Raw genomic sequence first — 26,028 nt, 5'->3', positions numbered from 1 at the left:
CAGCGATAAAACATTTTAATATTGTTTATATTACTAGATAAATTATAACATAGAATCAACAATTCTCCTAATGAATGATATAAAAAGTGTCTATTTTGCTAAACTATAAGAGAAAAAATAATGTAATAAAAACTTTAAAATGATGTATAAAGAACAAAGTGTGTATTGCATAATATATAATTTAAAACTATCCATCTTCCATGAGCTTATTCTAGATTGTATTTTAGAAAATGTTTTTGTTGATAATATACCTTGAAATTTATAATGTTTGAGAACTTTTATAATCCAAATACCTTAAACACCAATATGAACTCACTATGTATTTCATGATGAAAGTAGACAAACTGTAAATTTTTTCTTTGAGGAATATTCATAAAAACTTAATATAATACTTGAGGTTATGGTATAATAAGATGAATGATATTTTGCGAGTTTTCATTCATAAGTGAGTAAGAAATCCTATTAAAGATTAAATTAAATCATTACTTTGAGCAGTATTACTAGCCATAGCAAGTAGCCGTCGCAGCTACCATAGGAAGAGTCTTATGGTAAATCTAGCAATTGAAAGGGGTGTTGCCTACTGAACAGATGTGACATACTTCTCAATTAAATTTAATCAAATAGAAAGGATTTTTTATGGATAAACTAAAGAAAGTACTAGGTTTTCTAGTATTCCCTCTTTTGCTATTGCTGATATTCTTCCCGACAGGTGAAGCACATGCTGCAACTGATGTTACCGATAAGGCCCATGTCGAGAAGTTGGAGATTACTATAGCATCTACAGGAAGCAAGACTGAAGGAATTCATGGTTCAAATGATACTTCGATGAAATTGAAATATTCAGGTGAATTCTCATTCCCTGGTGTACAGGCGAACGTGATTAAGCCTGGTGATTACTTTATCGTAAAAGCTCCAAATAACTTGAGTTTGACGGATGGTAGTCTGGATTTGATTGATTCGACATCAAATACCAAAATGGGGACTGTCCAGGTGGATAATGCTAACCATCAGCTGGTATTTACTTTCAACGAAAAGGTGGAGGACAAGCAAAATATTCGTGGGGACTTTGTTGCAGAAGCAACTGAAACGCTCAAAAAAGAGGGGAAAACGGTTACCTATGTTTTACCAGATGGTAAAAAACAGACCATCACGTATAAAGTGAATAAATATGAACAGACTGACGTGATTGGAGAAACTATTACAAAGTACGGTTATAACGATAACAATAAGGCGAGAGCACATTTTCAAATGAAAATTAATCGCGCTAAGAAAGATATGACTGGACATGTGGTGAAGATTACAGATGACGTTTCAAAGGGAGCCTTTGCTAACTATGTGGAAGGTACTTTCTATATGCATGAAGCGGAATTCGAAACGACGAATACGAATTCATCTGCTCTTAAACATTTAGGTGATGAATACGAAATCACAACCGATCCGGAGGTATACAAGGCTAACTCAGATAAAAAAGCTTTGTTGACCTTTGTCAACGGGAAACGAGGATTTGAGTTGCTCATGCCGACTAATATGGGTACAAAGAGCTTTTTTTTAACTTATGATACGTCCTCACCAGCAGATACTTCAACGATAAGTAACTCAGCGCAGTACTTGATTGATAATCAACCACAACTTATTTGGGAAAACTACGGAGGTAGTATTGGAACCAGAACAGAAGCAACGTTTAATTTAAAGACGGTTAAATCTGTAGGTGCGTCAGTCACAGCTGATATTGCTGGTAAGATCAAAATCACAAAATACGATGAAGCGGATGCAGATGTTAAGTTGGCAGGCGTTGTCTTTGAAATCCGTGAGAAAACCACTAATAATTTGGTTGATACCGTTACAACAGATGCGGATGGGATAGCTGTCTCAAAGGCTCTCAATAATGGTCAGTATATCGTTAAAGAAAAAACTCCTAAATCAGGCTATCAGGTAAATAGTCAAGAGTTTGAAGTTGAGATGAAAGATGGAAAAGGTGTTCCCCTCAATATCTCTAACAAACGTGTGACAGTTGACTTTGAAGCAACCAAGACTTGGGTAAACGGAAAAGCAACTGACTACAAAAAAGTCAAACTCGGTTTGTATGTGCACAAAGAAGGAAAAACTGTTGCAGATTCAAAACCTGTTACTGGGAACTACACCCCTGAAGTAACCGTGTCGAACGGTGTCTACACTTATAAGTGGAAAAATCAACTTTCTGAACGTGATGTTGATGGAAGCAAGCTAGTTTATTCTGTTCGAGAACTTGAAGATCAGACGGGTCTTCCTCTGAAAGAAGGAGAGAAAGTCAAAGTAGGCGACAACAGCTATGTTGTATCCTATAACGGAAACAACAAAGTCACCAACACTTACGAAGTTCCAAAGACAAACGTGACGGCTAAGAAAGTCTGGGTTGGCGGTCAGGAACATATTCGTCCAACTGTCTACTTCAAACTCTATCGTACGCCAGAAGGTGGAGCGATTGAAGAAGTAGTTGGTGTTAGTCAAAAAGAAGTTCCCAAAACAGATGGAACTGTAGAATGGACAGACCTTCCTGCGACAGATGAGCACGGCGTGAAGTACACTTACAGTGTGATGGAAGTTGATGATGAAGGCAATCTTGTCACTGCTGTAGATGGTTATACAGCGAATCAAACAGCTGATTTAACTGTCACAAACACCTATGATACTTCACCAACTAAGGCTGATATTGAAGTCAAAAAAGAATTGGTGGGTGGTCGTCCAACACCTCTTCAAAACGAAGAATTTGAATTTATCTTGAAAGACAAAAATGGCCAAGAAGTTCAAAGAGCTAAGAACGATGCAGCTGGTCGCGTAGTCTTCAAAGATATTCCTTTCGATAAAGCGGGTGAATACGAATTTACTGTTGTTGAAGTGAATGCTGATCAAACCATCGATGGTGTGACTTACGATGTTAGAACAGTACCAGTTACAGTAAGTGTAACAGATGATGGAAAAGGTAAACTGGTTGCGACAGTATTGTATCATCCTATTACTGCTGTGGCACTTCCGTCAGCTAATTTGGTCTCTTCAGCACCTAGTTCTAATCTTGCACCATCACTTACTGGTGCAGTGAATAGAGCTACCGATGGTGGAATTCAGACATTCAAAAATACTTATAAAGCAACTAATGCTAAGGTCATTCTTGAAGTAACTAAGCAGTTGACTGGTCGTACGACAGGAGCTCAAGAAAATGAGTTCGAATTTACGTTGACAGACCAGGCTGGTAATGTTGAAACAGCGAAGAATGATGCAGATGGAAAAGTTAAGTTTCATGAATTGACCTTCGATGAAGCAGGTACTTATACTTACACTATCAAGGAAGTAAAAGCTGGTACAACTGAAAATGGTATTACCTACGATTCTAAGACAGTCACAGCTAAAGTAACTGTAACAGATGACGGTCATGGTAAACTGACTGCAGTTGTTGATTACAGCAGTGATGGTACAGCTAATAGCACAACCTTCACCAATGTCTACACACCAGCCGGAGCTACAAGTGTAACTCTTGGAGCTAAGAAAGTTCTTGAAGGTAAAGACCTTGAAGCAGGTAAATACAGCTTCGAATTGAAGAAAGAAGACGGTAGTGTTGTCGAAACAGTTACAAACGCTGCAGACGGCACAGTGACCTTCTCACCAATCTCATATGATGAGAGCCAGGTGGGAACTCACAAGTACACCATCTCAGAAGTTGCTGGATCTGAAGCAGGAATCACTTACGATAAGACAGTTCAAGAAGTTGAAGTAACAGTTGAAAAAGTAAGCGCGACTGAATTGAAAGCAACAGCTTCAAAAGAAGCAAAAGATCTTGTATTTACAAACAAATACACACCAGCCAAAACTTCAGTTTCTGTGAAAAAAGAATGGGATGATAAGGACAACCAAGATGGTAAACGTCCAGCATCTGTTACAGTTAAATTGCTTGCAGATGGTCAAGATACAGGTAAGACACTTACATTGACTGAAGCGAACGGTTGGGCTGGAAGCTTCACAGACCTTGATGCTGATAAGGGTGGCACACCTATCCAGTACACTGTAGTAGAAGTAACTGTTCCTGGTTACGCTCCAGAAGTTACTGGTGACGCTGCATCTGGGTTCACCATCACAAATAGCTATTCTCCAGAAACAGTTGATGTAAAAGCAACTAAGAACTGGGATGACGCGAACAACCAAGACGGTAAACGTCCAACCAAGATTACAATCAATCTTTTAGCAGACGGTCAGAAAGTTGATTCGAAAGAAGTTCAAGCAGCCGCAGATGGAACTTGGACTGTCGAATTCACGAAATTAGCAAAATATAAAGATGGTAAAGAAATCAAATACACTGTAACCGAAGAAGCCGTAGCAGAATACGAATCAACTATTACAGACTTTACCATCACAAACAAATATGCTCCTAAAGCAATCGACTACAAAGTAACAAAAGTATGGAACGACGCGAACAACCAAGACGGCAAACGTCCTGAGTCCGTAACCGTTCAACTTTATAAAAAAGTAGGAAATGCGGATCCAGTAGCCGTTGAAGGTAAGAAATTGACCTTGACAGCTAAGGATAAGACTGACGCTAACACTTGGGTAGCATCCTTCACAAATCTTCCACAGTACGAAGCTGGTAAAGAGATCGCTTACTCAATCAAGGAAGTAGATGTACCAGCTGGTTATGAAGCCTCTGTGACTGGTCAAGTAGTGACTAACACTCACAATCCAGATACAGTTATCCTCAGGAACTAAGGTGTGGAAAGATAACAACAACCAAGACGGCAAACGTACAACATCTGTGAAAGTTCAAATTCTTAACGGCGACAAAGTTGTTCAAGAAATTGAAGTTTCAGAAAAAACTGGCTGGAAGTTCGAATCTAAAAAACTTCCTAAGTATGAAAATGGTAAAGAAATCAAGTACACTGTCAAAGAAGTAGCTGTGAAAGAATATACTTCAACAGTTACTACGGACAAAGATGGTAAGTACACAGTTATCAATGAATACACACCAGTGAAAACATCTGTAAAAGGTAAGAAGATCTGGAAAGGTGATGAAAACCATAAAGACGCTCGTCCATCTTCTATCACTGTGAAACTTCTTGCGGATGGTAAAGATACTGGTAAAACTGCAATAGCTTCAGAAGCAACTGGTTGGACTTATGAGTTTACAGAACTTGAGCGTTATAAAGATTCTAAAGGTACAGAATTCAAATACTCTGTAGTAGAAGTTCCGGTTAAAGGTTACACATCTAAAGTAGAAGGCTTCAATATCACAAATACATACATTCCAGAAAAACCAACACCAGGTGAACCAAATGAACCAGGAAAACCAGGACAAAAACCTCAACTTCCTAACACTGGTGAAAAAGCATCTAACGCAGCAGTAGTTGCAGGACTTGCTTTGATGGCAGTGACTGGTGGATTGTACTTTGTAAGCCGTAAAAATAAATAATCTCTAGATGAGAGTTGATTTTCAGTTAGTTCTTAGGAAGTAATTGGAAAGGAAATAGTCCAGAACAATTGTTCTGGACTATTCTTTTATCTTGAAAAATATGGAAGGCTTTTCAATCGTTCTAGTAGAGGGCGACCAATAAAACTAATCGCAATGATCTTACCAAGGTCAGGGAGGATAAAGGGAAGGACACCAACAGCGAGTGCCTTGTCGAATGGCATTCCAGCAAGGAAGTGGAGGCTGAGAATACCTCCGACAAAGACGAGTGAATCGCCCAAGAGGTTGGCTAGGAAAATGCGAATATGGCCACTATTTTGATGGATGAGATAAGATGTAAGTCCAGCATAGACAAGGTCAAACCAAAGATAGCCTGAACTTGGACCGACTAAAACGTGAAATCCCGCACCTCCCCCTGCAAAGACAGGTAGACCAATGGCACCCAGCAGGAGGTAGAGAGCTACAGATAGAACGGCTTCTCTAGGTCTAAAAACAGTGGCAATCAGACCGATCGCAAAGTTTTGCAAAGTGAAGGGGACAGGACCGATAGGGAGACTGATTTGTGCCAATACGGCGATGAGAGCAGCACCGATAGCGGGGATAGCATAGATATGAGCTTTTTTCAAAACTGTTAACCTCTTTTCAAAATTATAGTAACTATTATACTAATTCAAAAAGAAAAGTCAACCCATTTTTAAAACAAAGGTAACAATTTTGTGACAGCCGATTTTGCAAGTAAAAAGAGACCTCAAGAGGTCTCTTACAATAATTAGCGCATGGTTACAAATTCTTCAGAAGCAGTTGGGTGGATAGCTACTGTAGCATCAAAGTCTGCCTTAGTTGCTCCCATCTTGATAGCAACAGCAAATCCTTGAATCATCTCATCCACTCCGTAACCTAGGCCGTGAAGGCCAACAACTTTTTCGTCAGCACCGGCGGTGATGAGTTTGAAGCGTGATTCCTGACGATGATTTGTAACGGCAGAGTACATAGATGCAAAGCTTGACTTGTAGACTTTGATGTTTTCTTGGCCGTATTCTTTGATAGCTTGATCCTCGGTTAAACCAACCGTTCCGATTGCTGGGTGGGAGAAGACAACAGTAGGGATAGTCGTATAGTCCATCTTGGCATTTGTTTTTCCGTTGAAAAGGCGTTCAGATAGGGTACGTCCTGCCTTGATGGCTACTGGGGTAAGTTCTTTCTCACCAGTAACATCTCCAAGTGCATAGATACCATCTACAACTGTATTTTGATACTCATCCACTTGGATAAATCCACGTTGGTTGAGTGTAACGCCGGCCTTTTCTAACTCCAGACCGTCTACATTTGGACGGCGTCCAGTAGCCCAGATAACTCGGCTTGCAGTGTGACTAGAACCTTCTTCAAAATGAATCGTAATGCCTTGCTCTGTTTCTTCGAGCTTGACGGGTACCTTATGTGTGTGCAAAGGTAGACCCGTTTTTTCCATTTCATTGACAAGTCCTTCAACGATGTAGCTGTCAAAACTACGCAAGGGACGATCGCGACGGACAAACAAATCAGTTTTTACTCCTAGTGCGTGGAGAACACCTGCTAATTCAACGGCGATATAACCAGCTCCAAGAATCGCAACGGATTCAGGAAGCTGCTCCCAAGCAAAGACATCGTCTGAGCTACCACCGAGTTCAGCTCCAGGAATAGTTGGGATGTTTGGACGAGCGCCAGTCGCAATCACGATATGTTTGGCACGAATCAATTCACCATTAACGCTGACGGTGTGGGAATCAACGAAATGAGCACGACCTTCAATCAAATCAACACCGTTGCGCTTGAAACTTCCATCATAAGACGAGCGGGCACGATCGATGTAGGCTTCACGATTTTGACGAAGTTTTGCGAAATCAAATTGAACATCTGAACTTGTAAAACCATAGTCAGGACCGTAGTGGTGGAAGCTTTCAGCGATTTGCGCTCCATACCACATGATTTTCTTAGGAACACAGCCAACGTTGACACAAGTTCCACCTAATTTTTTCTCCTCGATAACAGCTGCTTTAGCACCGTGTTCGCCAGCGCGGTTCATAGTGGCAATGCCACCGCTCCCTCCACCGATGGCAATGATATCATATTCTCTCATAGAAAACTCCTTATAGCTTTGATAGTCATATTCTATCGTTTTTACTATTTGAATGCAAAAATCTGCTACGCTCTAAAGAAATCGCAGAAATCACTTGCTAAATATAGAAATAAGGTGTATGATGTTACTAGTACAATTCTGCATAAATTAAATGAAAATAAGGCCCATTTCCTGAATATTTCTCTTTTCTCGCTATACAATCATTGTTCATAGTGGATAAATTTGATATAATAGTCTTTGTATTGAAAATAAAATAGGAGTTTTGTGATGAAGGGGAATAAGAAAACTAAAAAATGGCAACTATACACAGCTATTGGTGCTGCAAGTATTATTATAATCAGTGCAGCGGGTATTTTGCTATTTAGACAGCCCTCTCAGGCTACTGTTAAAGATACGACCTCTCATTTGGTGACTGCCAAAGAAGGAACAGTTGCTTCATCTATTCTTTTATCTGGAACTGTTACTGTAAAAAATGAACAGTATGTATATTTTGACGCAAGTATGGGTGAGATTGAAGAAATTTTAGTCTCTGTTGGAGATAAGGTCGAAAAAGGACAAGCATTAGTAAAATACAATAGTTCCGATGCTCAGGCAGCATATGATGCTGCCAATCGTGCAGTAGCAAAGATTGATCGTCATATTAGTGAATTAAAGGAATCTCGAAGCAAAGCCCTTACTTACTCTGAAGAATATGGTGGTTCAGATGCTAGCACAGTATCTTCCCTTGATTCTCAAATTAAGGATGCACGTGATAATCGTGCAGATGCAGAGGCTCAAGTTAAAAAAGCAAAGGCTCAATTAGATGCGACAACTATTTTAAGCACGATAGAAGGAACAGTTGTAGAGGTGAATCGTGATCTTTCCAAATCTTCTGCGGGTAATAGCAAAGTGATAGTTCATATAGTGAGCAATGAAAATTTGCAAGTTAAAGGTGAATTATCTGAGTACAATCTTGCCAAGCTTTCAGTCGGACAAGAAGTGACCTTCACTTCTAAGGTCTACCCAGATAAGGCTTGGACAGGGAAGATCAACTATATCGCAACTTATTCAAAGAGTGGTGCTGATGGAAGCAATGGTACAGGTGCATCGAATGTTGGCCCTAAATATCCATACACTATTGAAATTACGAGTGATATCGGTGAGTTGAAGCAAGGATTTTCTGTTAGTGTAGAAGTTAAGAGCGACAGTACATCTCTTCTCGTACCATTAACCAGCATCGTAGAAGAAGAAGGTAAAAACTATGTCTGGGTTGTTGACGAAGAGAATAAGGCTAAGAAAATCGAAGTTAGCCTAGGAAATGCTGACGCAGAAAACCAGGAAATCACTTCTGGCTTGACAAATGGGGCTAAAGTCATCAGTAATCCAACAACTTCCTTGGAAGAAGGAAAAGAGGTGAAGGCTGATGAAGAAACTAATTAGTCTAAAAAATATCTGTAGGAGTTATCGAAATGGAGATCAGGAACTTCAGGTTTTGAAAAATATCAACTTAGAAGTGAATGAGGGAGAGTTTGTTGCTATTATGGGACCGTCTGGTTCTGGAAAATCTACTCTAATGAATACTATTGGAATGTTGGACACACCAACTAGTGGTGAGTATTACTTAGAGGGGCAGGAAGTGGCTCGATTGGATGAAAAGCAGTTGGCCAAAGTCCGTAATAAAGAGATTGGTTTTGTCTTTCAACAATTCTTTCTTTTGTCTAAACTAGATGCCCTTCAAAATGTTGAATTGCCTTTAATATATGCTGGAGTTTCAGCTTCCAAACGCCGTAAATTGGCAGAGACCTATTTGAAAAAGGTAGACTTGACTGATAGAAGTCACCACTTGCCTTCGGAATTATCTGGTGGGCAAAAACAACGGGTAGCCATTGCCCGTGCCCTTGTCAACAATCCTTCGATTATTCTGGCAGATGAACCAACTGGGGCTTTGGATACAAGGACAGGAAGCCAAATCATGGAACTTTTGGTGGAGTTAAATGAAGAAGGAAGAACCATTATTATGGTCACGCATGAGCCTGAGATTGCAGCTTATGCAAAACGTCAGATTGTACTTCGTGATGGGATTATTGCATCTGATAGTGGGCATTTAGAAGGGGAGGGGCATTGAGATGGAAAATCTAAAATTTGCCTTTTCATCGATTATGGCACACAAGATGCGTTCATTTTTGACGATGATTGGGATTATTATAGGAGTATCTTCAGTCGTTGTTATCATGGCTCTGGGAGACTCTATGTCTCGTCAGGTCAATAAAAATATGACCAAATCTCAGAAAAATATTCAGGTCTTCTTCTCGCCTATTAAAAGTAAGGATGGCTCTTTTACCCAAAAACAATCTTCTCTAACACTATCTGGTAGAGAGGATACAGCTTATGTTGTCCCACCCAAAACACAGGAAGCATGGGTTAAGGAAGCCGCTAAACTAAAAGGTGTAGTTAGTTACTTTGTGACTAATAGTATAAATGTTACTCTGACTTATAAAGATAAAAAAGTTGAGCAGGCTAGTTTAACAGGCGGTAATATGACTTATATGACTGCCACTGAAAATGAAATAATTGCTGGTAGGAGTCTAAGAGAACAAGATTACAGAGACTTTGCAAGTGTGATCTTACTCGATGAAGAACTGGCTAAAAGTCTTTTTGACTCACCACAGGCAGCTCTTAATCAGATAATTTCAGTTAATAACTTTCATTATCGAGTTATTGGAGTATATACAAGTACTGAAGCTAAAACTGCTAAAGCCTTTGGGATTGGTGGTCTTCCAATTACGACCAATATCTCTCTCGCAGCCAATTTTAATACTGATGAAATCTCGAACATCGTCTTTCGTGTCAATGACACTAGCCTAACACAAACCTTGGGTCCAGAGTTAGCTCGAAAACTGACTGAGATTGCAGGTCTTCAGCAAGGGGAGTACCAAGTTGCGGACGCCACTGCCGCCTTCCAAGAGGTACAACAACTATTTGGTTTTATGACAACAATTATCAGTGCCATTGCAGGTATCTCTCTTTTTGTTGGAGGAACAGGTGTCATGAATATCATGCTGGTCTCGGTGACTGAACGTACACGTGAGATTGGTCTGCGGAAGGCTCTAGGAGCTACACGGGCTAATATCTTAGTACAGTTTTTGATTGAATCCATGATTTTGACCTTGCTAGGTGGTGTCATCGGTCTTGGGATTGCTGCTGGAATGACCATGTTAGCTGGAGTATTGCTTCAAAACATGATTGCAGGTATCGAAGTTGGGGTTTCCCTCCCAATCGCTCTCTTTAGTTTGGCTGTATCAGCCAGCGTTGGTATGATATTTGGTGTCTTACCAGCCAATAAAGCCTCTAAGCTTGATCCGATTGAAGCCCTTCGTTATGAATAAGATATAGAGCAGAAAAAACAAGATGGACATTTGTCTGTCTCGTTTTCGTATGGATTTTCCTATCGAAAATCACTAAAAATATGATATAATGAAGTGTTAGAAAATCAGGTTTCATTTGCCTGGAAAGGAAAAATTATGTCTGAAAAGAATTTTTATATTACAACACCGATTTACTATCCATCTGGTAAACTTCATATCGGTTCTGCCTACACAACCATCGCCTGTGATGTCCTAGCTCGTTACAAACGCCTCATGGGCTACGATGTCTTTTATCTGACAGGTCTTGACGAGCATGGTCAGAAAATCCAGCAAAAAGCGGAAGAAGCTGGCATCACACCACAAGCCTATGTTGATGGGATGGCGGTTGGCGTCAAAGAACTCTGGAAATTACTCGATATCTCATACGATAAATTCATCCGTACAACTGATGATTACCATGAAAAAGTAGTAGCACAAGTATTTGAACGCTTGCTTGCTCAAGATGACATCTACTTGGGCGAATATTCTGGTTGGTATTCAGTTTCAGATGAGGAATTCTTTACAGAAAGCCAGCTGGCAGAGGTTTTCCGTGACGAAGCTGGAAATGTAACGGGTGGTATCGCTCCATCAGGCCACGAGGTCGAATGGGTTTCTGAAGAGTCTTACTTCCTTCGCCTCAGCAAATACCAAGACCGTTTGGTTGAATTTTTCAAATCTCATCCTGACTTTATCACTCCTGACGGTCGCCTTAATGAAATGCTTCGCAACTTCATCGAGCCAGGTTTGGAAGATTTAGCAGTTTCTCGTACAACCTTTACATGGGGAGTGCCAGTCCCATCAAATCCAAAACATGTTGTCTATGTATGGATTGATGCTCTCCTTAACTATGCGACAGCCCTTGGTTACGGTCAAGATGAGCACGGTAACTTTGATAAGTTCTGGAATGGAACAGTATTCCATATGGTCGGAAAAGACATTCTTCGTTTCCATTCTATCTACTGGCCAATCCTTCTTATGATGTTGGATATCAAATTGCCAGACCGTTTGATTGCCCACGGTTGGTTTGTCATGAAAGACGGCAAGATGTCTAAGTCTAAAGGGAATGTCGTTTACCCTGAAATGCTAGTAGAACGTTATGGACTGGATCCACTTCGTTACTACCTCATGCGTAGCCTCCCAGTCGGTTCAGACGGAACCTTTACTCCTGAGGACTACGTCGGCCGTATCAACTATGAATTGGCCAATGACCTTGGAAATCTCCTCAACCGTACGGTTTCCATGATTAATAAGTATTTTGATGGAAAAGTTCCAGCCTATGTAGAAGGTGTGACTGAATTTGACAATGCTCTTGCTCAAGTAGCAGAGCAATCTATCTCTGACTACCATACACACATGGAAGAAGTTGACTACCCACGTGCACTTGAAGCAGTCTGGACTCTTATCTCTCGTACCAACAAATACATTGATGAGACTGCTCCATGGGTCTTGGCCAAGGATGAAGCTCTTCGTGATCAATTAGCAAGTGTGATGAGCCACTTGGCAGCTAGCCTTCGTGTCGTTGCTCACTTGATTGAACCCTTTATGATGGAAACCAGTCGTGCAGTCTTGACTCAGCTTGGTTTGGCAGAAGTTGCTAGCCTTGAAAACTTGAGCTTGGCTGATTTACCTGCAGGTGTGACTGTAGTTGCTAAAGGAACACCAATCTTCCCACGTCTCGATATGGAAGAAGAAATCGCCTATATCAAGGAACAAATGGAAGGTAATAAGCCAGCAGTTGAAAAAGAATGGAACCCAGATGAAGTTGAACTCAAACTAAACAAGGAAGAAATCAAGTTTGAAGACTTTGATAAGGTTGAAATCCGTGTCGCAGAGGTCAAAGAAGTGTCTAAAGTGGAAGGTTCTGATAAGTTGCTACAATTCCGCCTAGATGCTGGTGATGGTGAAGACCGTCAAATTCTCTCAGGGATTGCCAAATACTATCCAAACGAACAAGAATTAGTCGGCAAGAAAGTCCAAATCGTTGCCAACCTTAAATCTCGCAAGATGATGAAAAAATACGTCAGCCAGGGGATGATTCTCTCAGCTGAACATGATGGCAAACTAACCCTTCTCACAGTTGATCCAGCTGTACCAAACGGAAGTGTGATTGGGTGATATGATAAATATAATTCTTTTAGAATTTTGATAGTAGTATGTTGAGAAATTAGAAGAATAAGATATTATTAAAGCTCTCAAACACTTGTTTGAGAGTTTTTAAGAAAGGAAAACATTTTGAGAGTTAAAGATATTGTACATGGGCTTAAGAAAGAGTATAAGGATTTATTGATAGAAAAAGGAATTCAACTTTCCGATCTTGAGAGAAGAATCTCAAAAGACAAAAAAGAAGTGGAAACGAAAAAGACTTATTGGATTAGTGTATCTGGAGAAGACTTGAATTGTAAATTACCATTTTTTCGTTTCACTAGTTTTGCCCCAGCAGCATATAATGATATGCCTAAATTAGCAAATTATTTAGTGATTATAGTATTTACTTCAAACAATATAGATAAGGATTCCTATTCTGTTATTAAGTCAAGTCAGGCTGAGCGTTTCATTTCTAAAATTGAGAATAGTGAATCTAATTTTTGTTTTGATAATAAATGTGGAATATCTCATTTTTTTAGGATTATTGATGATGCTAATAATGAACGATTAGATGAGGTAAAAAAATTTTTAGAAGATTTTCAATTTGAAGGGAATAGCTACATTATGGGAGATACTGATAAAGAAAAAAAAGAAATAGACGATACACTGTGTACTTTATCGTCAGTCAACACAATCCTTTATGGGCCTCCAGGAACTGGTAAAACTTACAATTCTATCAAGTATGCAGTTGATACGATTGATAGGAATTTTAATCGGGGTAGTGCCAAGACTTACACTGACTACGTCAATAAATTTAATGAATTAAAAGCTGTTGGTCAAATCGCATTTACAACTTTCCATCAGTCTTACGGTTATGAGGAATTTATTGAGGGGATTAAACCAAGTCTTAATCAGGATACTGATAATGAAGGTTCTGAAGATGTACTTTACACTCTTAATGATGGAGTTTTTAAAGAGTTTTGTTTGAGAGCTCAAGAAGTTGTGGTAGATAAAGAGTTGACGGGAATATCACCCGATGCTCAAATTTGGAAAGTTTCAGTTTCAGATACTGTAAAAGATGATTGTTTTGAATCAAATCGCGTTCGAATCAATTTTTCTCTTGGAGATAGGTCTAAGAGTGTTGAATATTTTAATCATAGTATCAAGAAAGGTGATATTGTATTAATGACACCGCAATCACGAACGCTTGTCACAGGTATAGGTATTGTGATTGACGAAGAAGCATATGAGATTAAAGAAAACACAGGTATCACTGCAAGAAATGTTGAATGGTTAGCTAGAGATATTTCTATCGATATTAAAGATTATAGTAATGGTAAGCAAATGGTGAGGAATACAGTTTCGAGAGTGCATATCGTTACGGTAAAAGATATCTTGACTATTATTAAGAATAATTCTGAGATTTATAAGAATGTTGATATCCCACAAAAAAATGATAAAAAGTATGTTTTTATTATAGATGAAATCAACCGTGGAAATATTTCTAAAATTTTTGGGGAACTTATTACTTTAATTGAGGATTCGAAACGTGATGGGGAAAAAGAAGCGATATCTATAACTCTTCCATATTCCAAAGAAGAGTTTTCCGTCCCTAAAAATGTATATATATTAGGGACTATGAATACAGCAGATCGTTCTATTGCTCTTATGGATACAGCTCTTCGACGTCGTTTTGAATTTATTGAGATGATGCCAAATGAAGAGTTGCTAACTGATATAGTCATTGATGGTATTGAAGTAAAAAAAATGCTAGAAACGATGAACCGACGTATTGAAGCTCTTTATGACAGGGAGCATACATTAGGACATGCCTTCTTTATGCCACTTAAAAATGAGAAAAAAGCCACTATCAATCAATTAGCATCTATATTTACAAATAAAATTATTCCGTTACTTCAAGAATATTTCTATGAAGATTATGAAAAAATTATGCTTGTTTTAGGAATTGATACCCAAAATAAAGATACTAAGAAATTTATTTCTGTCAAAAGTAATCGCAATCTATTTCAAAATATCCAAAATATTGACTTAATTCCTACCTATCAAATTAATGAGAAAGCATTCCAAATACCAGATAATTACATGACTATCTATAATGGTGCTTCAAATTCGGGAGAAGCAGATGAAACCACAGGTTCTGACAGTTAAAGAATTTCAAGAGATAAAAAAAGAAGATTTAGGAGAAAGAAATTTCAATTTATTTGAGAATTTCATCGAAGAAAATTCTGGTGATGATGTTGAGGAACGATTGTCAGATTTTTTGAGGATTTCATCTCATAAAGGAGTCAAAGTTATCAAGCCTCAAAATTATGTAGGTGTTATTAACATTGATAATAAAGTTCAGATTGAAATTTTGCCTAAGATCGATATCAATGATGAGAATGATAATGATAATAATAATGAATTACGAAAACTGTTTCTTAAAATGTTATCTAGTTTGAAAGAATTCAAGGGAAAGAGTTTTAAAAATGCCCGGCTAAATGATTCTAAGTTACCAATTTATGAAGTCTTTATTCAGATGTATTTGGATGAAGTTCAAGAACTGTTGAAAAAAGGATTAAAATCTGATTATCTTACGATTGAGGGGAATCTTACTTTTTTCAAAGGGAAATTTCTAATTAATCAGCATCTTAAACATAATATAGTTCGTAAAGATAGATTTTTTATGGCTTATGATGAATTTCATATCAATCGTCCTGAAAATCGTTTGATAAAAACAACGCTTCTAAAGTTAAATAAGATTTCATCAAATGGAAAAAATCAATTGTTAGCAAAACGTTTGTTGACTGAATTTGAAATGGTTAATCAGTCAACAAATATTGATAAGGACTTTTCTCTAGTGAAAAAAGATCGCAATGCTCAAGCTTATCAAAGCCTAATGACTTGGTCGCAAGTTTTCCTTAAGAATAAAAGTTTTTCAACTTTTAAAGGAACTGAAAATGTTAATGCTTTACTGTTTCCAATGGAGAAAATTTTTGAAGCATATGTTGCTAAACAGTTAAAAATTAAATTTCCAGAATGGAACGTAGAAACTCAAAAAGATGATAAATATTTGTTTGATAATCCAAAGACGTTTCGATTAAAGCCTGATATTTATATGTCAAAAGGGGGAGCAGCGATTGTTCTAGATACCAAATGGAAAAAGCTTATTCAAAATAGTAAAAATAGTAAAAAATATGGAATCAGTGAGTCAGATATGCATCAAATGTATGCTTATGCATATAAATATGATGTTGAAAACATTATTTTAATTTATCCTAAGCATAGCGAAATTTCTTTTAAAAATGATGGTAAAGACGATAAACATGATTATACAACTTATGTACAAAAACAAAACAATGATCATAATCTGAAGAGTATTGTTATTACCGTATTTCTGTATGATTTGGTTAAAGAAGAAAACGATATGAAACATGAAAACGACAACGTAAAAAGATTGAAAGAAATAATTAAGAAACTTTCTGATAAACAGCCTAAGAAAAAATAATTTAATCATAAGTATATTTTCAGAGAATTGTAACATATTTTCATGATAAAACGCATAATATGGCGGTTTTGAAATACCTGCGATTATGCGTTTTTTTGATATTGAAAACAATTGATTTAATTATTTCGACATATTAATTAATTGACGATCCATCTCCTTTTGCGACCGGAGGACAATTACTTTCTCTGGATAGGTTTCTAGAACTCGCTGATAACGTCCTTTAGCAGTTTTGGTCCGTCCATCCCAGAGTATCCATCTGATAAAGTCCCAGTCAAAGCGTTCAGGACAACCTGCAGCCATACTTTCTCTGACCTTGCCTCGGTATGTGAGATACCGTTTAAAGGCTCGAAAGAGACAAGTCCATGGTGAAAAATTGAGAAAGATGATTTGGTCAGCTTCCTGCATTCTTTCTTCATAGCAACACCAAGAGTAGTTGCCGTCGATGACCCAAGCTTCGTGCTTTGTGAGAAAGTTTTTCATCTCGGTCAACATCCATTCGCGGTCACTGTCTTGCCAACCAGGTTGAAATTGAAGTGTATCCATATGCAGTTTTGGGATAGAGTAGTAGTTTGACAATGTTTCAGCTAGAGTTGACTTGCCTGCTCCAGAATATCCTATGATTGATATTTTCATTTTCTACCTTTTCTGATTAGAGGACAAAAAAACAGCCTCTATGGACTGTTTCTTATTTAGCAAGTTTAGCTGAAAGACGAGCTTTATCGCGGCTTGCTTTGTTTTTATGAATCAAACCTTTAGTTTCTGCTTTGTCGATAGCTGAGCTAGCAGCACGGAAAAGTTCTTCAGAAGGGTTTGCTTCGAAAGCTTTGATAGCAGTACGCATAGCTGATTTTTGAGCTGAGTTTTTTTCGTTTTGTTTAACGTTCAATTCAGCGCGTTTGATAGCTGATTTAATGTTTGCCAATGTTCTTACCTCCATATTTACTAACTATACCATTATATATGAAAACTTAGGTTTTGACAAGGGGAAATTATTTTTTTAGGTAAATTTCATCGATTTCGTGGTTTTTAGCTTTGTGGAGAATGACCTCGGCGCGATTCCTTGTCGGTTCGATGTAGTTTTGTAGATTTGTGAGATTAATGCTGGTCCAAACCTGATGTGCAAAGGCTTCAACTTCTCCAATCGGCATTTGCGTAAAACGGTGGTAGTAACTGTTGGGGTCATTTTGGGCAAAGCTGAGCAGCTTTAAGAAACGATCCAGATACCAACTTTCAATGTCCTCGACAGCAGCATCCACATAGATGGAGAAATCAAAGAAATCAGTGATGTAAAGGCGCTCATTTTGAGGGTTTTGAAAGACATTGATGCCTTCGACAATGACAAAATCAGCAGCTTTGACACGTTGTTTCTCTCCAGGAACGATGTCATACACTTCATGAGAATAGACAGGAATATCGACATCTTGCCCATTCTTTAGGCGGTCAAGAAAATTCAGCAAGGTTTCCATATCATAACTTTCAGGAAAACCTTTGCGATTTAAGATATCTTGGTCCATCAAGGTTTGATTGGGATAGAGAAAACCGTCGGTTGTCACTAACTCCACAGTGGCGTCAGTAACTGTACGAGACAGAAGGATTTGCAGAAGTCGGCTAGTTGTTGATTTGCCAACGGCAACACTTCCCGAAACTCCGATGATGAAGGGCTGAGATTTACTCTCTCTTTGGAGAAAAATTCCCTTAGAGAAGGCTAAATCCTCTTTGGTACGTTTGTAAATTTGGATGAGATGGGCCAATGGTAAATAAATATCTGTCACATCTTGTAGGCTGATTTGGTCATTGAAACTCTTGATGGATTCTAACTCTTCCTCTGTCAAGGGAGGGGTTGTTTTGCGATGCAATGATTGCCAAGTCTGGCGACTGATTTTTTCAAAATGTAAAAATTCGTTGGTCATTTGTTTTCCCCTAGATATTTTGTCTATCATACCATAAAAAGCTAAAAAAATAAAGCGGTTTCTTGATGGTAGTAAGTCAATATCGTATAATAGAGATGGAGGTTGAATAATTTAATGATGAAATAGGGAATTGTTTCTGAAGACTTATCAGTTATTAAAAGTGGGCTTTTTTAGTTCGCAACTTATAGGAGGCACACAATGAAAATCTTGAGATGTTACATATTGGAACTCTGTTTTATTTTAAGTTTTGCACTACCTTTTATAAGGGGAGCGAATGCGGATAATGGTAGACGCTTTGTAGAAACCTATTACGGTTTTACCTTCTTAATGGACCATCTTCTTGTAACAGTTATCTTTATCTGTTCACTCTTGATTGCTTGGTTAGTAAAAAAGCAGTGGACGAAATGGCTTGCTGCTGGTAGTTATCTATTTTTGATTTTGTGGATTGCTACAGAAGGATATCTATTCCGTATGTCACTAGAAGATTTGATACGACTTTGGACAAGTTTGGAAATCTTGACACAAACTTATCAGTTGGGCTTTTATCTAAACATCATATTGGGAATCCTGTTGATAATAAAGTATTTTAAGGTTAAGAAATGGTAATAAAAATGCGCCTGATTACAGACGAACTGTTTTTTCCTGACTATGATAATTTGTAGTTCCCGATAGATTGTAATGTATTTCTAATAATTGAAAGAGATTGAAGAAAAGGTTTTTTGACTAGGATTCTTCAGTCTTTTTCATTTGATCATCACTTTGTAAACGATTTACAATTCAAGCCCAATTATGGTAAAATAGTTTTATGAGTAAAATGTATTATGCAGAAAATCCTGATGCTGCTCACGACATACATGAGTTGAGAGTGGAGTTGTTGGGAGAAAATATGACCTTTTTAACAGATGCGGGTGTTTTTAGCAAGAAAATGGTTGACTTTGGGAGTCAACTTTTATTGAAGTGTTTGGAGGTTAACAAAGGAGAAACGGTCCTTGATGTAGGCTGTGGATACGGGCCATTGGGTTTGTCATTGGTCAAGGCTTATGGAGTTCAGGCAACCATGGTCGATATTAATAATCGCGCTCTAGACTTAGCGCGACAAAATGCTGAACGAAATAAAGTAGAAGTGACGATTTTCCAATCCAATATCTATGAACAAGTTGAAGGGAAATTTGACCATGTTATTTCCAATCCGCCTATTCGAGCGGGCAAACAAGTTGTTCATGAGATTATCGAAAAGAGCAGAGATTTCTTGAAAGACGGAGGTGATTTAACCATTGTCATTCAGAAAAAGCAAGGTGCTCCAAGCGCCAAAAGCAAGATGGAAGATGTTTTTGGAAATTGTGAAATCGTAAAGAAAGACAAGGGATATTATATCCTTAGAAGTGTGAAAGCATGAGAGCAGTTGATTTAATTCAAAAGAAACGAGATGGCCAAGAACTGACTTCAAATGAAATCAAATGGCTAGTAGAAGGCTATGTAGCAGGAACTGTTCCAGACTATCAGATGTCTGCCTTTGCTATGGCTGTTTATTTCAAAGGAATGACCACACGAGAGATTTCTGACCTGACGATGAATATGGTCAAGACAGGTCAGGAGTTTGACTTGTCAGCTATTGATGGGGTTAAAGTTGACAAACATTCTACTGGTGGTGTAGGTGATAAGGTGACCTTAATCTTGGCTCCCCTTGTTGCTAGCTTTGGTGTGCCCGTGGCAAAAATGAGTGGTCGTGGACTAGGACACACTGGCGGAACTTTAGATAAGTTAGAAGCGATCAAGGGCTATCAAGTCGAGCGCAGTCAAGAAGATTTCATTCGTCAGGTACAGGACATTGGTGTATCTGTTATTGGGCAGTCAGATCAGCTTGTTAAAGCAGATAAACTTCTCTATGCCCTCCGTGATGTGACAGCGACTGTCGACACGATTCCTTTGATTGCAAGCTCTGTCATGAGCAAGAAAATCGCTGCTGGGGCAGATGCCATTTTGCTAGATGTGACAGTTGGTGAGGGTGCCTTTATGAAGACTGTTGAGGAGGCGCGCGAATTGGCTCAAACCATGGTTGATTTGGGGAAGGCAGTTGGTCGAAAAACAGTTGCAGTCATTACAGATATGAGCCAACCCTTGGGACGAGCCATTGGCAATCGTCTCGAAATCCTAGAAGCAATTGAAATTCTTCAAGGAAAGGGTCGAGAAGATATTAGTCACTTTATTTGTGAACTAGCTCAGATTATGCTTGGTTTGGCAAATGTTGAGAAGACAGTTGAAGAAGTACGTCAACATCTTGAAAACGGCCAAGCGCTGGCTAAGTTTGAAGAAATGGTGGCGGCTCAAGGCGGTGATTTAGAAGATCTTTATCGCCCAGTCAAGGTGGCGCATGTAGTAGATATCCTGGCTCAAGAGTCAGGTGTCATTTCAGCCCTTCCAGCGATGGAATTTGGTCTCTATGCCATGAGATTGGGAGCTGGTCGTGCAGTCAAGACTGATGACTTGGACTATGAAACTGGAATCGTTTTTGAGAAGAAGATCGGTGACTCCGTTCAAAAGGGAGAAATTGTCGCAAAAGTTTATACAAATGGAAAAATTTCCCCTCAACTAGTTACAGAATTCCAAAAATATGTTAAAATAAATGATAGTGTGAAACGTTTGCAGGAAATAATTGAAATCATCTCATGAAAAAGAGAGGAATCCAAATATGAAATTAAACAAATACATTGATCATACGCTTTTAAAACAAGATGCAAGTCAAGAACAAATTGATCGTTTGCTATCTGAAGCGCGTGAGTATGACTTTGCCAGCGTTTGTGTTAATCCCACATGGGTTAAACATGCGAAAACAGGACTTGAAGACTCAGATGTAAAGGTTTGTACAGTAGTTGGTTTCCCCTTGGGAGCGACAACTTCAGCTGTAAAAGCTTTTGAAACCAAGGAAGCCATCCAAAATGGTGCAGATGAGATTGATATGGTTATCAATGTTGGTGCTCTCAAATCAGGTAATCTTGATTTGGTTGAATCGGACATCTGTGCTGTCGTAGAAGCAAGTGGTGACAAGTTGGTTAAGGTCATTATTGAAGCTTGCTTGTTGACAGACGATGAAAAGGTGGTGGCTTGCCAATTATCCCAGAAAGCAGGCGCTGACTTTGTCAAAACATCAACTGGATTTTCAACTGGTGGTGCCACTATAGAGGATGTTCAGTTGATGCGTAAAACAGTCGGACCAGATATGGGAGTTAAGGCTGCTGGTGGAGCTCGCTCATATGCAGACGCTCTTGCCTTTGTGGAAGCAGGCGCTACTCGTATTGGAACATCAGCTGGTGTGGCAATTTTAAAAGGAGAATTAGCAGATGGCGACTACTGAGTTGATTGACTTAGCAATTGAAACCAGCAAGCAAGCCTATGTACCCTATTCTCATTTTCCTGTTAGCGCTGTTCTAGTGGCGAAAGATGGTAACGTTTATACAGGTGTTAATATTGAGAATGCTAGCTATTCTTTGACAAACTGTGGAGAGCGTACAGCGATTTTCAAAGCAGTTTCCGAAGGCCAAAGAGAGTTTTCAGAGTTGATTGTCTATGGACAGACTGAAAAACCCATCTCGCCATGTGGTGCTTGCCGCCAGGTCATGGCTGAATTTTTTGAAAAAGATCTAAAAGTGACCTTAGTCGCAAAAGATAAATCGACGGTCGAGATGACGGTCGGGGAGTTGCTTCCATACTCTTTTACAGACTTAAACTAGTCTGAGTCACTCTTTGAGTGACGCGGTCCTTGTGGCCAACCAATCCATACTTGCAACATCGTTGCACATCTTATTTAGGAGGTTCAGTAATGAACAAGAAACAATGGCTAGGCCTTGGTCTAGTTGCAGTGGCAGCAGTTGGACTTGCTGCATGTGGTAACCGCTCTTCTCGTAACGCAGCTTCATCTTCATCTGAAATGAAGACCAAAGCAGCGATTGTAACAGATACTGGTGGTGTTGATGATAAATCATTTAACCAATCAGCTTGGGAAGGTTTGCAAGACTGGGGTAAAGAACACAATCTTTCTAAAGATAAAGGTTATACTTACTTCCAATCAACAAGCGAAGCAGACTATGCTAACAACTTGCAACAAGCGGCTGGAAGTTACAACCTGATCTTCGGCGTTGGTTTTGCACTTCACAATGCAGTTGAAGAGGCAGCAAAAGATCACTCTGACTTAAACTATGTCTTGATTGATGATGTGATCAAAGATCAAAAGAATGTTGCGAGCGTAACATTTGCTGATAACGAAGCAGCTTACCTTGCTGGTGTTGCAGCAGCGAAAACAACTAAAACAAAACAAGTTGGTTTTGTAGGTGGTATCGAATCTGAAGTTATTTCACGTTTCGCTGCTGGATTTAAGGCTGGTGTTGAGTCAGTAGACCCATCTATCAAAGTACAAGTTGACTATGCTGGTTCATTTGGTGATGCTGCCAAAGGTAAAACAATTGCAGCTGCTCAATACGCTGCAGGTGCAGACGTTGTCTACCAAGCAGCTGGTGGTACAGGTGCTGGTGTCTTTGCTGAAGCAAAATCTTTGAACGAAAGTAAAAATGAAGACGAAAAAGTTTGGGTTATTGGTGTAGACCGTGACCAAGCAGCAGAAGGTAAATACACTTCTAAGGATGGTAAAGAATCAAACTTTGTTCTTGTATCTACATTGAAACAAGTTGGTACAACTGTAAAAGATATTGCCAACAAAACAGAAAAAGGTGAATTCCCTGGCGGACAAGTTATTGTCTACTCATTGAAGGATAAAGGGGTTGACTTGGCAGTAACAAACCTTTCAGAAGAAGGTAAAAAAGCTGTTGAAGACGCAAAAGCTAAAATCCTTGACGGAAGCGTAAAAGTTCCTGAAAAATAATGGATAAAAGTCATTTCTTAGGAAGCGACCATCGGTCGCTTCTTTAAGAATTGAGGCAATTTTTTGTCTCAATAGAACTTGTTAACACGATTAGCAGGTTTTATTGAAACAAAATAAACCTCGGAAAGGAAAAGCATATGGCACACGAAAATGTCATTGAGATGCGGGATATTACCAAGGTGTTTGGTGAATTTGTAGCAAACGACAAGATCAACTTGCAACTGCGAAAAGGTGAAATCCATGCACTTTTAGGAGAAAATGGAGCGGGTAAATCCACTCTGATGAATATGCTGGCAGGACTTCTCGAGCCAACTAGTGGTGAAATTGCGGTGAATGGTCAGGTTGTCAAACTAGATTCACCTTCTAAAGCTGCTAGTCTAGGAATTGGGATGGTTCACCAACATTTTATGTTGGTTGAAGCTTTTACAGTAGCTGAAAATATCATTTTGGGGAGTGAAATCACTAAAAATGGTGTGCTAGATATAGCTGAAGCTACTAAAGAAATCAAGGCTCTTTCTGAACGTTATGGTTTGGCAGTGGATCCTGCTGCCAAGGTGGCAGATATTTCCGTTGGTGCTCAACAACGTGTAGAAATCTTGAAGACACTTTATCGTGGTGCTGATATCCTCATCTTTGACGAACCGACAGCCGTATTGACTCCTTCAGAGATTGATGAGTTGATGGCTATCATGAAAAACCTTGTCAAAGAAGGAAAATCTATTATTTTGATTACCCATAAACTGGATGAAATTCGTGCGGTATCCAATCGAGTGACGGTTATCCGTCGTGGGAAATCAATCCAGACGGTTGAGATTGCAGGGGCAACCAATGCAGACTTGGCAGAGATGATGGTAGGACGTTCTGTCTCCTTCAAAACGGAGAAACAGGCACCACAACCAAAAGAAGTAGTCTTGTCTATCAAAGACTTGGTTGTTAATGAAAACCGCGGTATACCAGCTGTGAAGAATCTTTCTTTGGATGTTCGTGCTGGTGAAATTGTCGGTATTGCAGGTATTGATGGCAATGGCCAATCTGAACTCATTCAAGCCATTACGGGTCTTCGTAAGGTTGAGTCAGGTAGCGTTGAATTAAAAGGCAAATCAATCGTAGGGATGCACCCTCGACAAATTACGGAACTCAGTGTGGGGCATGTTCCTGAAGACCGCCACCGTGATGGTTTGATTTTGGATATGATGATTTCAGAAAATATCGCTCTTCAAACCTACTACAAAGAACCACTCAGCAAGAATGGTATCTTAAACTATGCCAATATCACTTCACATGCCAAGAAATTGATGGAAGAATTTGACGTCCGTGCGGCGAGCGAATTTGTCCCAGCAGCGGCTCTTTCAGGGGGGAATCAACAAAAAGCGATTATCGCTCGTGAGATTGATCGTGATCCTGATCTCCTTATCGTCAGCCAACCAACTCGTGGTTTGGATGTCGGTGCCATTGAATATATCCACAAACGCTTGATTGAAGAACGTGATAACGGGAAAGCTGTGCTTGTTGTCAGCTTTGAATTGGATGAGATTTTAAATGTTTCAGACCGAATTGCTGTTATTCATGATGGGAAGATTCAAGGTATTGTGTCGCCAGAAACGACTAACAAACAAGAACTTGGTATCTTGATGGCAGGTGGAAACTTGGGAAAGGAGAAGGATGATGTCTAAAAAGTTACAACAAATTTCGGTTCCCTTGATTTCCGTATTCTTAGGAATCTTGCTCGGAGCCATCGTCATGTGGATTTTCGGATATGATGCTATCTGGGGTTATGAGGAGTTGTTCTATACAGCTTTTGGTAGTCTTCGTGGGATTGGTGAGATTTTCCGTGCCATGGGTCCTCTTGTCTTGATTGGTCTGGGTTTTGCAGTTGCCAGCCGTGCAGGTTTCTTTAACGTTGGACTTCCTGGTCAGGCACTAGCGGGTTGGATTCTTAGTGGTTGGTTTGCTTTGTCGCATCCGGACATGCCACGCCCAATGTTGATTTTAGCGACCGTAGTAATTGCTTTGATTGCAGGTGGGATTGTAGGTGCTATTCCAGGTATTCTCAGAGCTTATTTAGGTACATCAGAGGTTATCGTAACCATTATGATGAACTATATTGTTTTGTACGTAGGGAATGCCTTTATTCATTCTTTCCCGAAAGACTTTATGCAAAGTACAGACTCAACGATTCGTGTGAGTGCCAATGCCACTTATCAAACACCATGGTTATCTGAGTTAACTGGCAATTCTCGTATGAATATCGGAATCTTTTTTGCCATCATTGCTGTTGGTGTGATTTGGTTCTTGCTCAAGAAAACGACTCTCGGTTTTGAAATCCGTGCAGTGGGGCTCAATCCCCATGCTTCAGAGTACGCTGGTATTTCAGCAAAACGTACAATCATTCTATCAATGATCATCTCTGGTGCATTAGCTGGTCTTGGTGGAGCTGTCGAAGGTCTAGGAACCTTCCAAAACGTTTACGTTCAGGGCTCATCATTAGCTATCGGATTTAACGGGATGGCAGTTAGTTTGCTTGCTGGAAATTCACCAATTGGAATTCTCTTTGCAGCCTTCTTATTTGGTGTTCTGCAGGTAGGTGCGCCGGGTATGAACGCTGCGCAAGTTCCGTCTGAGCTTGTCAGCATTGTAACAGCGTCTATTATCTTCTTTGTCAGTGTTCACTATATTATCGAACATTTTGTCAAACCTAAAAAACAAGTTAAAGGAGGTAAGTAAG

The 26,028-nt window shown here is 39.2% G+C and carries 19 protein-coding genes and 1 pseudogene; 15 read left to right on the top strand and 5 right to left on the bottom strand.

The features are described 5' to 3' along the window. The first annotated feature begins 636 nt into the window (after positions 1-636). A pseudogene (locus M1F56_RS06870) lies at positions 637-5,431 on the top strand (Cna B-type domain-containing protein). 86 nt (positions 5,432-5,517) lie between these two features. On the opposite strand, the gene M1F56_RS06865 reads toward M1F56_RS06870, so the two are convergent. Both M1F56_RS06865 and gor read right to left on the bottom strand, forming a co-directional pair. Next, complete coding sequence (locus M1F56_RS06865) at positions 5,518-6,054, bottom strand: biotin transporter BioY (protein WP_084938456.1); 537 nt, start codon at positions 6,052-6,054, stop codon at positions 5,518-5,520. Positions 6,055-6,197: 143 nt separating this feature from the next. Beyond that, positions 6,198-7,544: a glutathione-disulfide reductase gene (gene gor, locus M1F56_RS06860; protein WP_247917279.1), complete on the bottom strand. Its 1,347-nt coding sequence runs from the start codon at positions 7,542-7,544 to the stop codon at positions 6,198-6,200. Positions 7,545-7,811: 267 nt separating this feature from the next. Between gor and M1F56_RS06855 the strand changes: the two genes are divergently transcribed. The 6 genes from M1F56_RS06855 to M1F56_RS06830 all read left to right on the top strand — a co-directional run bounded on the left by M1F56_RS06855 (position 7,812) and on the right by M1F56_RS06830 (position 16,520). Next, complete coding sequence (locus M1F56_RS06855; RefSeq protein ID WP_247917278.1) at positions 7,812-8,963, top strand: efflux RND transporter periplasmic adaptor subunit; 1,152 nt, start codon at positions 7,812-7,814, stop codon at positions 8,961-8,963. Next, the gene (locus tag M1F56_RS06850; protein WP_247917277.1) at positions 8,947-9,648 is read left to right on the top strand and encodes an ABC transporter ATP-binding protein; all 702 of its coding nucleotides are present in this window, start codon (positions 8,947-8,949) and stop codon (positions 9,646-9,648) included. The genes M1F56_RS06855 and M1F56_RS06850 overlap by 17 nt, the downstream gene beginning before the upstream one ends. Position 9,649: 1 nt before the next feature. Beyond that, on the top strand, positions 9,650-10,909 hold the full coding sequence (locus tag M1F56_RS06845) for an ABC transporter permease (RefSeq protein WP_247917276.1): 1,260 nt from the start codon (positions 9,650-9,652) through the stop codon (positions 10,907-10,909). A 135-nt stretch (positions 10,910-11,044) separates the two neighbouring features. Next, on the top strand, positions 11,045-13,042 hold the full coding sequence (gene metG, locus M1F56_RS06840) for a methionine--tRNA ligase (RefSeq protein WP_247917275.1): 1,998 nt from the start codon (positions 11,045-11,047) through the stop codon (positions 13,040-13,042). A gap of 117 nt (positions 13,043-13,159) precedes the next feature. Then, positions 13,160-15,181, top strand: coding sequence for an McrB family protein (locus M1F56_RS06835; RefSeq protein WP_247917274.1), 2,022 nt, complete (start codon positions 13,160-13,162; stop codon positions 15,179-15,181). After that, the gene (locus M1F56_RS06830; RefSeq protein WP_247917273.1) at positions 15,156-16,520 is read left to right on the top strand and encodes an McrC family protein; all 1,365 of its coding nucleotides are present in this window, start codon (positions 15,156-15,158) and stop codon (positions 16,518-16,520) included. The genes M1F56_RS06835 and M1F56_RS06830 overlap by 26 nt, the downstream gene beginning before the upstream one ends. A gap of 120 nt (positions 16,521-16,640) precedes the next feature. On the opposite strand, the gene M1F56_RS06825 is transcribed toward M1F56_RS06830, so the two are convergent. The 3 genes from M1F56_RS06825 to coaA form a co-directional block, all read right to left on the bottom strand. Continuing rightward, complete coding sequence (locus M1F56_RS06825) at positions 16,641-17,153, bottom strand: DNA topology modulation protein (protein ID WP_247917272.1); 513 nt, start codon at positions 17,151-17,153, stop codon at positions 16,641-16,643. 52 nt (positions 17,154-17,205) lie between these two features. After that, entirely contained in the window at positions 17,206-17,442 is a 237-nt protein-coding gene (gene rpsT / locus M1F56_RS06820) for a 30S ribosomal protein S20 (RefSeq protein ID WP_001274000.1), read from the bottom strand. Positions 17,443-17,509: 67 nt separating this feature from the next. Then, positions 17,510-18,430, bottom strand: coding sequence for a type I pantothenate kinase (gene coaA, locus M1F56_RS06815; RefSeq protein ID WP_247917271.1), 921 nt, complete (start codon positions 18,428-18,430; stop codon positions 17,510-17,512). A gap of 198 nt (positions 18,431-18,628) precedes the next feature. Here coaA and M1F56_RS06810 point away from each other — a divergent pair, with 198 nt between their 5' ends. From M1F56_RS06810 to M1F56_RS06775, 8 genes are all read left to right on the top strand, one after another. After that, the gene (locus M1F56_RS06810; protein ID WP_084852352.1) at positions 18,629-19,036 is read left to right on the top strand and encodes a hypothetical protein; all 408 of its coding nucleotides are present in this window, start codon (positions 18,629-18,631) and stop codon (positions 19,034-19,036) included. A gap of 199 nt (positions 19,037-19,235) precedes the next feature. Beyond that, on the top strand, positions 19,236-19,826 hold the full coding sequence (locus M1F56_RS06805) for a class I SAM-dependent methyltransferase (protein ID WP_247917270.1): 591 nt from the start codon (positions 19,236-19,238) through the stop codon (positions 19,824-19,826). Next, positions 19,823-21,100: a pyrimidine-nucleoside phosphorylase gene (locus M1F56_RS06800; RefSeq protein WP_247917269.1), complete on the top strand. Its 1,278-nt coding sequence runs from the start codon at positions 19,823-19,825 to the stop codon at positions 21,098-21,100. Before M1F56_RS06805 ends, M1F56_RS06800 begins: the two co-directional genes overlap by 4 nt. Before the next feature lie 19 nt (positions 21,101-21,119). Then, positions 21,120-21,782: a deoxyribose-phosphate aldolase gene (gene deoC, locus M1F56_RS06795; RefSeq protein ID WP_247917268.1), complete on the top strand. Its 663-nt coding sequence runs from the start codon at positions 21,120-21,122 to the stop codon at positions 21,780-21,782. Further along, positions 21,769-22,158, top strand: a complete 390-nt coding sequence (locus M1F56_RS06790; RefSeq protein ID WP_000246081.1) for a cytidine deaminase — start codon at positions 21,769-21,771, stop codon at positions 22,156-22,158. Before deoC ends, M1F56_RS06790 begins: the two co-directional genes overlap by 14 nt. 89 nt (positions 22,159-22,247) lie before the next feature. Further along, positions 22,248-23,303 (top strand): BMP family lipoprotein, encoded by a 1,056-nt coding sequence (locus M1F56_RS06785; protein WP_001036153.1) that lies wholly within the window; start codon positions 22,248-22,250, stop codon positions 23,301-23,303. Positions 23,304-23,440: 137 nt separating this feature from the next. Continuing rightward, positions 23,441-24,976, top strand: coding sequence for an ABC transporter ATP-binding protein (locus tag M1F56_RS06780; protein ID WP_045617320.1), 1,536 nt, complete (start codon positions 23,441-23,443; stop codon positions 24,974-24,976). After that, positions 24,969-26,027, top strand: coding sequence for an ABC transporter permease (locus M1F56_RS06775; protein WP_000038677.1), 1,059 nt, complete (start codon positions 24,969-24,971; stop codon positions 26,025-26,027). Before M1F56_RS06780 ends, M1F56_RS06775 begins: the two co-directional genes overlap by 8 nt. Position 26,028: the final 1 nt, after the last annotated feature.

The sequence above is a fragment of the Streptococcus oralis genome (genome assembly GCF_023109005.1).
GTDB classification, from domain to species: domain Bacteria; phylum Bacillota; class Bacilli; order Lactobacillales; family Streptococcaceae; genus Streptococcus; species Streptococcus oralis_BU.
Note: the sequence above shows the minus strand (reverse complement) of the source record. Positions and strands in the feature narration are given on the sequence as shown.